The 12,202-nt window shown below is 45.9% G+C and carries 11 protein-coding genes; 2 read left to right on the plus strand and 9 right to left on the minus strand.

Translation table 11 applies throughout. The annotated features are described in order from the left end of the window. Positions 1–126 precede the first annotated feature (126 nt). A complete protein-coding gene (locus tag GDA45_06850; protein MBC6414580.1) occupies positions 127–1,317 on the minus strand; it encodes a type II secretion system F family protein in 1,191 nt (396 codons plus the stop codon). Positions 1,318–1,321: 4 nt separating this feature from the next. Beyond that, complete coding sequence (locus GDA45_06855) at positions 1,322–1,771, minus strand: pilin (GenBank protein ID MBC6414581.1); 450 nt, start codon at positions 1,769–1,771, stop codon at positions 1,322–1,324. Between the two features lie 114 nt (positions 1,772–1,885). On the opposite strand from GDA45_06855, the gene GDA45_06860 reads away from it, so the two are divergent. Then, positions 1,886–3,493, plus strand: coding sequence for an NAD+ synthase (locus GDA45_06860; GenBank protein MBC6414582.1), 1,608 nt, complete (start codon positions 1,886–1,888; stop codon positions 3,491–3,493). Between the two features lie 168 nt (positions 3,494–3,661). Here GDA45_06860 and clpB read toward each other — a convergent pair whose 3' ends face one another. The 3 genes from clpB to rluD are packed head-to-tail and all read right to left on the minus strand — an operon-like array spanning position 3,662 to position 8,000. Continuing rightward, the gene (gene clpB / locus GDA45_06865; GenBank protein MBC6414583.1) at positions 3,662–6,247 is read right to left on the minus strand and encodes an ATP-dependent chaperone ClpB; all 2,586 of its coding nucleotides are present in this window, start codon (positions 6,245–6,247) and stop codon (positions 3,662–3,664) included. A gap of 42 nt (positions 6,248–6,289) precedes the next feature. After that, positions 6,290–7,060, minus strand: a complete 771-nt coding sequence (pgeF, locus tag GDA45_06870; protein MBC6414584.1) for a peptidoglycan editing factor PgeF — start codon at positions 7,058–7,060, stop codon at positions 6,290–6,292. Further along, positions 7,038–8,000 carry a 23S rRNA pseudouridine(1911/1915/1917) synthase RluD gene (rluD, locus tag GDA45_06875; protein ID MBC6414585.1) on the minus strand — a complete coding sequence of 321 codons (963 nt, stop codon included), beginning with the start codon at positions 7,998–8,000 and terminating at the stop codon, positions 7,038–7,040. The genes pgeF and rluD overlap by 23 nt, the downstream gene beginning before the upstream one ends. Positions 8,001–8,044: 44 nt before the next feature. Between rluD and GDA45_06880 the strand changes: the two genes are divergently transcribed. Then, a complete protein-coding gene (locus GDA45_06880) occupies positions 8,045–8,905 on the plus strand; it encodes an outer membrane protein assembly factor BamD (protein ID MBC6414586.1) in 861 nt (286 codons plus the stop codon). A gap of 66 nt (positions 8,906–8,971) precedes the next feature. On the opposite strand, the gene GDA45_06885 is transcribed toward GDA45_06880, so the two are convergent. Genes GDA45_06885 through efp form a run of 4 tightly spaced genes read right to left on the minus strand, consistent with a single transcriptional unit; the run spans position 8,972 to position 12,165 of the window. Further along, a complete protein-coding gene (locus tag GDA45_06885; protein MBC6414587.1) occupies positions 8,972–9,715 on the minus strand; it encodes a 3'-5' exonuclease in 744 nt (247 codons plus the stop codon). Between the two features lie 6 nt (positions 9,716–9,721). Then, on the minus strand, positions 9,722–10,615 hold the full coding sequence (cysM, locus tag GDA45_06890; protein MBC6414588.1) for a cysteine synthase CysM: 894 nt from the start codon (positions 10,613–10,615) through the stop codon (positions 9,722–9,724). A 5-nt stretch (positions 10,616–10,620) separates the two neighbouring features. Next, positions 10,621–11,559, minus strand: coding sequence for a hypothetical protein (locus tag GDA45_06895; protein MBC6414589.1), 939 nt, complete (start codon positions 11,557–11,559; stop codon positions 10,621–10,623). 36 nt (positions 11,560–11,595) lie between these two features. Next, complete coding sequence (efp, locus tag GDA45_06900; protein ID MBC6414590.1) at positions 11,596–12,165, minus strand: elongation factor P; 570 nt, start codon at positions 12,163–12,165, stop codon at positions 11,596–11,598. Between the last annotated feature and the right edge of the window lie 37 nt (positions 12,166–12,202).

The raw sequence follows: 12,202 nt of genomic DNA on the forward strand, positions 1-12,202 counted from the left end.
TCATATCTGGCATCAGTGTGTCACCTCTGGCTTCCCAGGCATTGCATATGCCCAAGCGTTTAGCTTACAATAAAATCAGCCGAATCTAAATATACCTGTTTCTGGCATTATACAAGGATGCTATTCCTATAATGAAAAGCCAAAGGTGAATATAGGAATATACATCGCAGCAATAATCCAACCAACCACCGCAGCTACCGCACAGATCAATGTTGGTTCCATCCAGCGCATGATACTTTGCATTTCGGTATCAAAGCGATCGTTATAATAAGTTGCAATTTGGCATAAAGACTCGCTCAGTTGACCGCTATCTACGCCTATGCGAATCATCTGTTTTAGAAACGGTTCAAAGAAGTCTATTTTATAAATAGCTGCATACAAACTGACACCTTTGATTAGGTCATATTTTAGTTGTTCTAAAGCACTTTTGAATACCATATCGTGTGTCGTTGCTGGTAACCATTGCATCGCCCGATCTATAGGAATTCCAGCCTGATAAGCTAAGCCCAAAGTGCCGGCAAAAAAGCTCTGCAAATAACTGCGTCTGAGAGCACCGCACAGCGGGAGCCTTAAACAAATATACGATGTTATATACCTAAACACTGCAACCGTACGGTGTAGCAGTAGTCCGATCGCATAAATCACTATCAGCACGAGTAACGATACAGTGCCGTATTGTTCCAGCCAGTCGGCAATATCCAAGGTCAGTTGCGTGTAGCTGGGCAGTGCACCGCCGAGCATCGCATAGCTTTTTTCAAATTGCGGCACCACTGTTTTTAGTAATAGCACCATCACCGCAACCGCTACTCCCATCACCAACGAGGGATAAGCCAACGCTCGTCTTAATCGCTGCAATGCAAGTGCTTGTTTTTCTTTTTGTGTCACAAGCTCGTTGAGCAATAAGACCAATTTACCGCTGTCTTCTCCGATGCGGATGATATAACTCAGATAGAGTTGGCGGCTATGCAAATGCGGTTTTAGACTTTCGGATAGGCTTAGCCCAGCGTTGATGCAGTGTATCAATCGTGCAAATACTGCTTTTAGTTTGGTGGGTGCCTGTTCGTAGAGTAGTTGCAGAGATGCATCAATCGGCAAGCCAGCATCCAATAAAGTTGCTAGTCGTTTCATCAAAAAGACTAAGGATTTGTTATCCAGCTTAGGCATCCGAGGATCGCGTCGGGCATTTAGCAAAATAATACCTTGATTTTCTAAGTGTTGCATCAGCAGACTTTCGTCTTCGGCAACCTGTAAGCCGGTGATGTGGCGACCTTCGGCAGTGATGCCGCGCCACTTAAATAATTGCGATGAGGCTTGCACTGTCTCAACGACAGTTAGATGGCAAATACTTAGACTCTATTGGTTGCGCTACGCTACGGTCGCTACTACAGACCCAGTGTAGCGATCCTGCTTTGGGTATAGCTGTTAACAACAATGCTTTGCCGGCAACTTCTTGCGAGACATTCGCTGATAAAATAAGCGCAATGATTCCCTTGCTATCTGTGTCTCCCTCCTTGCGGTAGTCTACCGCAGAGAGATATTCGCTACTAAAAGTAGTATCTATTCCTGCGATCTCGGCATTGTCGGGCAATTCTGCCATTGTGATATAGTACTCCGATACCATAACCTTTAACGCACTCGCAATGTTCATAGCTTCGGAAATTTTAGCGCGCACAGTATAATCTTGATAAGTCGGTATAGCCAAAGACAACAGTATGCCGACAATAGCTATGGCAATCATCAGCTCTATTAATGTAAAACCTGCTATTTTCATGACCAATTCTCCTATAAAGTTTATAGCTCTATTATTCGCTTATACTCGCCACTTGCCGCGACAAAAAAATGAACGGTATCATATTTCCGATAAACGAGCGTTCGGAGCTTAAAAATGCGCATTGCTTTAGTACAACATTCCTACAAAATGGCTGATATAGACGGCAATACGCGCCGTATATTAGCAGCCATAGAAGAAGCACACGCGCAACATGCACGGCTGGTATTATTTCCAGAAATGGCAATCAGTGGCTATCCAGCCGACGATTTACTACTGCGCAACGATTTTCTGACCAAGATAGCGCAAGCGGTTGATTACTTGGCAGCACAATGTCCTGCTGATATAGATGTTATAGTCGGCGCACCGTGGCAGGAGAACGGCACACTATACAACGCCGCCGTGCATCTATCTGGACAACGCATTGTGCATTGTTATTACAAGCGACAACTACCCAATCACAGCGTGTTCAATGAATCGCGACATTTTACACGCGGCAATCACAGCTATGTATTCAAGGTCGACGATTTATCAATAGGTGTGACGATTTGTGAAGATATCTGGCATTCCACTCCGGCTTTGGAAACTGTGCAGTCAAATGCAGATCTGATAGTCAATATCAATGCATCGCCTTTTGATACAGACAAGCAGACAACACGTCAACAAGTATTACTAGAACGGGTGGCTCAAGTTAAAACACCCATCGTTTATCTCAATCGCGTGGGCGGGCAGGATGAACTAGTCTTTGACGGTGATAGTAGAGTCATATCCGCTAGCGGTGAAAATATTCTGCGCGCTGCGGCTTTTGAGTCCGATGTCTATTTTCTGGAAGTTGATAGACACCAATTATCTAGCGGACACCAAGCGCCGCCGCTATCCTCAGTTGCCTGCATTGCTCGTGCCATGACTATGGGGCTCAAAGATTATATTGCAGACAACAACGCCGCCGGTGTAATTATCGGTTTGTCGGGCGGCATCGACTCGGCACTTAGTTTAGTGATTGCGGTTGAGGCTCTAGGAGCTCCTCAGGTACGCGCAGTGATGATACCCTCACAATATACTGCGCAAAGCAGTATCGAAGATGCGCACAGCTTAGCCAACAAACTGGGTGTGACAATCTATGAAATTCCAATTACTGACTTATACGAGACGATGAAACGAACACTCAAACCAGTGTTTGGAGATTTGCCACCGGATAAAACCGAAGAGAACATACAAGCACGTCTGCGCGGTAACTTGTTGATGGCAATAGCGAATAAACATCAACTTATGGTTGTTGGAACTTCAAACAAAAGCGAAATTGCAATGGGCTACACCACGCTCTACGGTGACTCGGTAGGTGCTTATACACCGCTTAAAGATGTCTATAAAACTACGGTTTATCAACTCGCACACTACTATAATAGAGACGATATTATTATTCCGCAGCGGATAATAGAGCGTCCACCGACTGCTGAATTGGCTGAAGGGCAACTGGATACCGACAGTTTACCGCCATACGAAGTCCTAGATCCGATACTAAAGAGAATGATCGACAGTGATGTGGGTGTTGAAGCACTGATAGCCGAGGGCTATGCGCCCGACTTAGTGTTAAAGGTATGGCAAACCGTACTCGCCAGCGAGTACAAACGCCGCCAAGCGCCTCCAGGTCCTAAAATCACCCCGCGAGCTTTCGGCAGAGAGCGCCGCTATCCTATCAGCTGTTACGATTATACTAAACGGTAGGGACGACTCCATACTTCTGGTTTGCTGCCTTTAGGATATGGCGATAGGGCAGGGCGAAGTTTTTGTGATACACTGTTTGTTGCTTAGAGATGATTCTAAAAACAGCAGACAACTCGCTAAGCTAATACTTTCTTAATAAAGAATCGGGCAGTAGTTGTTGTTATGCCATTAGTGCTGTAACACATCTAGGCGGTTGTCTACGATGTCAATTTTAATGGTATCGCCGGCGACATAATCACCTTTGAGTAGTTTCTCCGACAGTAGATTTTCCAACTCGTGCTGTATGGTTCGTTTAAGTGGACGGGCACCGTACATGGGATCGAAACCGTGTTGCGCCAATTGGTCAATAGCTGCATCACTGATTTCTAATTTGAGCTCGTGAGCACTTAAACGCTCTCTGAGTTGTTCTATTTGTATCGTGCAGATATTTTTTATGTCTGCTAGATTTAACGAATGGAAGACTAAAATTTCATCTATACGATTGACAAACTCAGGTCTAAAACTCTTCTGCACTATCTGCATAACTGCTTGACGAATCTCATCGTAGTCGGCGTCAGATTTTTCCTGTATCAGATCGCTACCTAAGTTGGAGGTCATGACGATAACGGTATTTCTAAAATCTACAGTGCGACCTTGCCCATCAGTGAGGCGGCCGTCATCCAAGACCTGCAATAGTATATTGAAAACTTCAGGATGTGCTTTTTCTATTTCATCCAATAGGACGACTGAGTAAGGTCGCCGACGCACTGCTTCAGTTAAATAACCGCCTTGTTCGTAGCCCACATAACCAGGCGGCGCACCTATCATGCGAGCAACCGAATGTTTTTCCATGAACTCTGACATGTCCAGCCTAACTATCGCTTGTTCGTTATCAAATAGAAAAGCTGCGAGTGCTTTGCATAACTCAGTTTTGCCTACGCCGGTAGGTCCTAAGAACATAAAAGAACCGCTGGGATGATTGGGGTCAGCCAACCCAGCACGAGCACGGCGGGTCGCTTGTGATACTGCGGTAATCGCTTGTTGCTGTGAGATAACTCTGCGACTCAGGTGTTCTTCCATGTGCAGTAATTTTTCTTTTTCGCTTTGTAGCATACGGCTCACGGGTATACCAGTCCATTTAGATACGACATCGGCTATTTCGTTTTCGGTCACTCTGCTACGCAGCAAATGCGTTGCTTGCGCATCGGCTGTTTGTGGTTCGCTGCGAGTAGCGGCCAGTCGCTTTTCAAGTTCTGGAATCTTGCCGTATTGCAACTCGGACATGAGTGTCAAATCGCTTTCCCGGCGTGCTGCATCGAGCGCAATGCGCGCTTGTTCCAGTTCCTCTTTAATCGTTGTCGTGCCTTGCATCGCTGCTTTTTCAGCTTTCCAGATGTCTTCCAAATCGGCATATTCCTTTTCCAGTTCGGTTATTTCATCGTCTAGATCTGTACGCCGTTTTTTAGAAGCATCGTCGTTTTCTTTGCTCAATGCTTCGCGTTCTATCTTTAGCTGTATTAAGCGGCGATCGAGCTTATCCATACGCTCAGGTTTAGAGTCTATCTCCATGCGTATGCGTGCTGCTGCTTCATCTATCAGGTCTATTGCTTTATCAGGCAGTTGCCGATCGCTGATGTAGCGATGCGATAGTCGGGTAGCAGCGATAATCGCCGGGTCTGTAATTTCTACACCGTGATGTACCTCGTAGCGTTCTTTTAAGCCGCGCAATATAGCAACGGTGTCTTCGATGCTCGGTTCATCTACTAGCACTTTTTGAAAACGACGCTCCAATGCGGCGTCTTTTTCGACATAGAGGCGGTATTCATTTAGTGTCGTTGCGCCCAAGCAGCGTAGTTCACCACGCGCCAATGCCGGTTTTAACATATTGCCGGCATCCATCGAGCCTTCGCTTTTGCCAGCACCCACCATCGTGTGCAACTCGTCGATAAAGAGTATTACATTGCCGGCTTCTTGCTGTAATTCTTTTAGCACCGCTTTGAGTCGTTCTTCAAACTCGCCGCGATATTTTGCGCCGGCTATTAACGCCGCCATATCCAAACTGAGTAACCGCTTACCCATTAAGCCTTCAGGCACTTCGCGGTTGACGATGCGCAATGCTAATCCTTCAACGATTGCGGTCTTGCCAACCCCTGGTTCACCTATCAATACAGGGTTATTTTTAGTTCTACGCTGTAGTACTTGTGCAACGCGGCGTATTTCGTCGTCGCGTCCAATTACCGGATCTAGTTTACCGGCTCGCGCACTTTCGGTTAGGTCTTGAGTGTAACGCTGTAGTGCTTCTCGCTGCTCTTCGGCATTGGCGTCGGCGACGGTCTCGCCGTTTCTGATTTGCTGCAGTACTTGTTCGTAATTAGTGATATGCACACCGTATTCAGCGAGCAAACGCTCTTCCTTAGCCTTGGCTTTTAACAATGCCAGTGGTAATAATTCCGATGCAATATAACTATCTTTGTATTGTCCCGCTAGCTGCTCGCAGATGTTAAGCACTTTTGATAAATCGTTGGAAATATGCACTTCACCGGGTGCACCTTCAACGGTGGGTAGCTTAGCTATTTCGCTTTCTATGCGGTTTTTTAATGCATCCATATCGTTGGCGCATTGTGCTAGCAAACGCACCACTGTGCTGTTGTCCTCGTTTAGCATCTGATGCAATAAATGCAATGGCTCGATGAACTGATGATTATGATTCAGTGCATACGATTGTGCATCTTGCAGTGCTGTTTGAAAGCGATTGGTTAGTTTATCAAAACGCATATTAACCTCCGTCGTTTTAATATGGCGCTCGGATGATTATTTTCAAGTAGCTTGTAAGTAGATTAGTGCCGCCATCCTTCCACACTTTGCGTCGCGGCGATAAGAGAAAAAATGTTTGCGGTTGTAGTAAGTACAGTGCGAGCCGCCGCTGATATTTGTTACACCGACGCGTTGCAGTTTTAATCGTGCGAGCTGATATAAATTAGCCATCCACGCACCGCAATTATCTGGTAAAAAGCATAATGCATTTCGTCGATGTTCGCTGATGAATGCATCGCGCACCTCATCACCGACGCGATAAGCGTCCGCACCAATCGCTGGTCCTAAAAAAGCGTAAAGCTGTGCGGGGGCGCAGTTCAATGCTGCTACCGTATTCTCAATAATACCGGCAGCTAAACCACGCCAGCCAGCGTGTGCGACGCCGACTCGTGTCGCTTGCTGATTACAGAACAATACTGGCAAGCAGTCAGCCACCATTACCGCACAAACCCGACCGCTCTCAAAACTGATAGCGGCATCGGCACGACTAGGGAAGGTGTTTTTTTCAACGACGACAACTTGATTGCCGTGTACCTGTTCAAGCCAGGCCGGTTCAGTGGGTAAGTTCAGGCGCTCTTTCAGTGTATTGCGGTTTTTCAGCACCTGCAGAGGATCATCTCCGACATGCAATGCCAAATTCATTTCGTCGTATGGCGGTAAGCTATGACCACCTAGTCGTGTCGTTATACAGGCTTTTACGCGTTTCGGCAGCGGCCAATTCGGCCATAAAAAACCGTCGGCAAAATAATCGTCAGCCTGGTGTGTGTTGTTCATTTTCATCAAACAGTGCAAATAATCGCTGCATATCGTCGGGCAGTTCGGCGTGATAACTGCATAACGCACCGCTGTGCGGATGTTTTAACAATAATCGTGCGGCGTGCAGCGCCTGTCTATTGAATGTGCTCAGGCGATCTAATTGCGATGGTTGCCAGCCTTTGATCCGATAGTGGCGCCCACCGTATAGCGGGTCGCCGAATAACGGATGATGTATATGCGATAGATGTACGCGGATTTGATGGGTGCGGCCGGTTTCCAGTGTGATGTCCAGTCGGGTGTGCGTAGTATATTGATGGGCGATGCGATAGTGGGTAATCGCTGTTTTACCATCACTTTGTCGCACCGCCATGCGCTTACGGTCGGTAGGGTGGCGACCTATGGGTGCATCTATTTTGCCACTGCTAATAAACTGTCCGCGTGCCAGTGCAATATAATGGCGTTCTATTTCTTTGTGTTGTAGTTGGCTGACCAAATTAAAATGAGATGCTCGGGTTTTAGCTATCACCAATAAGCCACTAGTATCTTTATCAAGGCGATGTACAATGCCACCGCGAGGTAGTGTCTCCAGAGACGGGCAATGATGTAGCAGAGCATTCAGCAAAGTACCACAACGATGGCCGGCGGCTGGATGGACGACTATATTGGCTGGTTTATTGACGATAATGAGGTGTGCATCTTCGTAAACAATATTTAGGGGTAGTGCCTCGCCGACCGCTGTTGACGGTTCAGCTTGCGGTAGCATGAAAGTGACTTGTTCGCCACCCGTCACCTTAGTGTCGGCTTCAGCAGTATTTCCGTTGACTCGGATTAAGCCATCTACTAGACAATGTTGCAGAAAGCTGCGTGAGTAATCGGTAAATAATTCAGCTAGTGCTTTATCCAAACGCAATCCTGCGTAGTTTTCAGATAGTGTAGCAATTAATTTTTTATCGGACATAATAAGAGATATATAATAGCAACAATAATATTCTACTGTGAGAGATGCGCTTATCATATATATTTTTAACGGTCTTAGTAAGCCTCAGCACGATTGTCACTGGTTGCGCTTGGTTTGACGACAAGAGCGAGGAAGAGGAAGCCGAGACTATTTATCGTACGGCTAGAAGCAGTTTAGAAAAGGGCAATTATGCGGCGGCTTTGGAGAAGTACGAGCAACTGGAAAAAAATTATCCCTTCAGTCCTTTTGCCAACGCTGCGTTACTTGAGACCGCTTATGCAAACTATAAATCGGATCAAACCGAAGCTGCGGCTACGATGGCTGCTCAATTTATAAAAAACAACCCTAACCACCGTCACTTGGATTATGCTTATTACTTGGAAGGCTTGTCGTATTTTAATTACGGTAAGCACTTTTTAGATTTCATTATTCCTCGCGACCGCACTGCAAGAGACTCCAAACCGTTAGAAGACTCATTTTTCGCTTTCAAAACTTTGTATCAGCGTTTTCCCAACAGCGAGTATCGCGAGGAAGCAAGAAGACGCTTGGTGGTGTTGCGCAATATGCTGGCAGTGCACGAGATTCGTATCGGTCTATTTTATTATAGACAAGGAAGCTATGTGGCAACGATTAACCGTATGAAATATATGTTGGAAAGATACGACGGTGCGCAACATACCCCCGATGGTTTGCTACTAATGGCCCGAGCCTATAGTAGCATAGGCTACAACGACCTCGCCGAGGATACGCTCAGAGTTCTGGAGTATAATTACCCGGCTTATGCGGCGTCCAACATCAAAGGATTGGCGCAACTCGCTGCCGATGAACGACGCGGCTGGATGTCTGGATTAACTGATCTATCGGATAGGATACTCGAACAACTGCGTATCAAAAAAAGATATTAACATCGAGCATCACTGAGATTGGGCAAAGCCATTCATACTTACTAACACAGCAGGTAACAGCAGATGTTATTCAATAAAATGCTGTAGGTGTTGGTAATTTTCCAGTAGCTGATAGAGTTGCTGGCAGTGGTCGTCGTGTTTTTGGTGGGTGAGTTTGCCACGTATTAATTGAAAACGAAGGTAAACCAGATAGGTGTTGACTACATCAGTTTCGCAATAGTTTACGATTTCATCCAATTTTCCTTGCTGATAAAAATCCCATACTTGACTGCCGTCTACGCCTCCTTTGCCCGGTGTACCAATTAGCTTGGAGATTTTATCTAGCGGTGCTGCCGCATAGGTATCGTAGCCGGCTAAAACATCCATTAAATCCAGATGCCTCCAGTGATAGCGGTTGAAATAATTGTTATAGCGAAAATTGTTAATATTATCGCCGATTTCCCAATACTCAGGGGCGGCAACTTTGTGTAATAAGCTACGGTAGTGCAGCACCGGCAGATCAAAGCGTTTGCCGTTCCAGCTGACCAGCTGCGGTGTATATTTTGCCAACCCTTTGAAAAATTGTTTTACTATTTCGTCTTCTTCACCTTTGAGGGAACAGATCTTAATATCCTGCTCGGATATATGTATCAAGGAGATAACGATAATTTTATGTAGATAATGAGGCATGAAGGTGGAACCGTTTTTTTGATACTGTAGCTGCTCCAATGCCCTCACTACATCGGCGTCGGATAGATCCTTAAAGTCGTGCAGTCGTCGTCCACTGTCGGCATCAGGTATCGTTTCAATATCAAAAATTAGTGTGCTCATTGCCATTCAACTAGGATAAACTCCAGTAGAGATATAACGATCGCCACGATCGCAGATAATCGCAACAACGATTCTGTCTGCTGCTTCGTTGGCAACGCGTAGCGCTGCGTGTATGCAGCCACCCGACGATATGCCACTGAATAAGCCTTCTTCTTTAGCTAAGCGGCGCATAATATTTTCTGCTTCTTCGCGCGATACCGTAAGCATGCGATCAACACACGCAGCGTCAAAGATTTTAGGCTGATAAGCTGGCGGCCAGGCGCGTATGCCGGGTATTTTAGAACCTTCGGCGGGTTCCACGCCAATAATCTCTATATTTGGGTTTTTGCTCTTTAGAAAGCGCGACACTCCGACTATCGTGCCGGTGGTACCCATAGAACTGACGAAATGTGTGACCCGTCCGTCACTGGCGTCCCAAATCTCTGGGCCGGTTGTACGATAATGCGATAAAGGGTTGTCAGAGTTAGCGAATTGGTTTAGCACTTTGCCCTTGCCTTGTGCACCCATCTCATCAGCTAAATCACGCGCACCTTCCATGCCTTGTTCGTCTGAGACCAAAATAATTTCGGCACCGTAGGCTTTCATGCAAGCTCGACGCTCAAGGCTCATACTCTCAGGCATAATCAAAATCATACGATAACCTTGTATCGCGGCAGCCATCGCCAATGCGATGCCAGTGTTGCCGCTAGTTGCCTCTATTAAAGTATCGCCGACCTTAATGTCACCGCGAGCGGCAGCTTCAGTGATCATGCCGAAAGCCGGCCGATCCTTTACCGATCCTGCCGGGTTATTGCCTTCCAGTTTAGCCAGCACTTGGCTACTGCTATTCGCTGCCATGCGCTGCAGGCGTACCAGTGGGGTATGACCTATAAAATCGGCAATGGTAGGAAACTCTTTCATAGTGCTTATAATAAACTGATTTGTGCTATATTGCTTACTTGTGCTATGCACATCAATAACCGTTGCATGCCCACCGACACACCGGCACATTCTCTCATGCCGTTTTTTTCCAATGTTTGCATAAAGTCTTCGTCTATAGAAATAGGTGTCGATAATTCGGTCTGTCGTGTTCGGTTGTGTAATTGTATGCGTCTGTGATAATCCTCAACTTGGGTTAATTCACTGTAGCCGTTAGCTAATTCTATACCATTTAAGAAGATCTCAAATCGCTCGGCAACCTGACGCGGTGAAATACATGCATAAGACGACTGCTCAATCGGAAAGTCGTAAACTGCAATCAATGTGTTCGGATGCTCGCCACCACTATAGCGGGTGCTTGCTGTGTCAAATAGAAAATCCAAGCACTCGCGGCGGTTTTGTGTAGAACTTTGATAACCTAAATCGCGTGCTGCATTAAGCAAAACCTCAGTGTCGCAATTAAACGGGTCACAATCAAAACTATGCTGGAAAAGTTGCTTGTACGAAAGCGGGTATATTTTCATCATGCGGTTCGCTATCATAGCTCTTAGATAGCTTAAACATTCTTCCATTAATCGATGGTAGTTCCAACCCAAGCGATACCACTCCAACATCACAAACTCCGGTCGGTGTTGGTTGCCGTATTCACCTTTTCTAAACACTGGGGCAATTTGGTAGATGTCGGTTTGTGCAGTCATCAGCAATCGCTTCATTTCGTATTCAGGAGAATTTCTGAGCTGTTGTTTTGCATCAACATCGAAGCTCACTATGTCGGGCTCACTATGTGCTGATGAGACTAGACATGGTGTAATCACCTCTCGCACATTGCGTTCACGGAAAAAAGCATGGGTTGCGGCAAGCAATCGGCTTTGTATATTGAGTCGTTGTTCGGGTGTCGGCGATGTAGCCTTAGATGTGTATTTCAAAGAGATAAAGTGTTTGACTGACTACTCGGCTTAGTCTCAATCTTTGATGCGGCTTATATACTCGCCACTTCTGGTGTCTATTTTCAAAACATCACCTTCGTTTACGAACAAAGGAACCTTGATAGTCGCTCTGGTTTCAAGCACTGCTCGTTTGGTTGCACCGCTGACCGTGTCGCCGCGAATACCAGGTTCGGTCTCTATTACTTTAAGCTCAACAAAATTGGGTGGCACCACTAATATAGGCTGCTTATTGTATAGGGTTATCTCGCATAGATCTTGCTCCTTAATCCACGGTGCAGCTTGTTCAACCGCACTGCGTGGTGCTGCGTATTGTTCGTAGTTTTCGTTATCCATAAAATGCCACTGTTGTCCGTCGGTGTATAGATAACTCATCTTCAGTTCGATCACATCGGCAGCTGCGACGCTCTCGCCAGACTTGAAAGTTTTATCTATCAGTTTGCCGGAAATTAAATTCTTTAGTTTGGTACGATTGAATGCTTGCCCTTTGCCGGGTTTAACGAATTCATTTTCTATAATCGTATGGGGTTCGCCATTGAGTAGGATTTTCAATCCACCCTTGAAATCGTTTGTATTATAAGTTGCCATGTGTTTATTATTGGATACGCAAGTTTAGCAAATGAGA

The organism is Chromatiales bacterium, from assembly GCA_014323925.1.
Taxonomy (GTDB): Bacteria; Pseudomonadota; Gammaproteobacteria; order Poriferisulfidales; family Oxydemutatoraceae; genus SP5GCR1.

Coding starts and splice junctions, on each gene's coding strand:
- pgeF (MBC6414584.1), bottom strand. CDS start 7,060: ATGAACAACACACACCAGGCTGACGATTATTTTGCCGACGGTTTTTTA.
- GDA45_06855 (MBC6414581.1), bottom strand. CDS start 1,771: ATGAAAATAGCAGGTTTTACATTAATAGAGCTGATGATTGCCATAGCT.
- rluD (MBC6414585.1), bottom strand. CDS start 8,000: ATGTCCGATAAAAAATTAATTGCTACACTATCTGAAAACTACGCAGGA.
- efp (MBC6414590.1), bottom strand. CDS start 12,165: ATGGCAACTTATAATACAAACGATTTCAAGGGTGGATTGAAAATCCTA.
- GDA45_06885 (MBC6414587.1), bottom strand. CDS start 9,715: ATGAGCACACTAATTTTTGATATTGAAACGATACCTGATGCCGACAGT.
- clpB (MBC6414583.1), bottom strand. CDS start 6,247: ATGCGTTTTGATAAACTAACCAATCGCTTTCAAACAGCACTGCAAGAT.
- cysM (MBC6414588.1), bottom strand. CDS start 10,615: ATGAAAGAGTTTCCTACCATTGCCGATTTTATAGGTCATACCCCACTG.
- GDA45_06860 (MBC6414582.1), top strand. CDS start 1,886: ATGCGCATTGCTTTAGTACAACATTCCTACAAAATGGCTGATATAGAC.
- GDA45_06880 (MBC6414586.1), top strand. CDS start 8,045: ATGCGCTTATCATATATATTTTTAACGGTCTTAGTAAGCCTCAGCACG.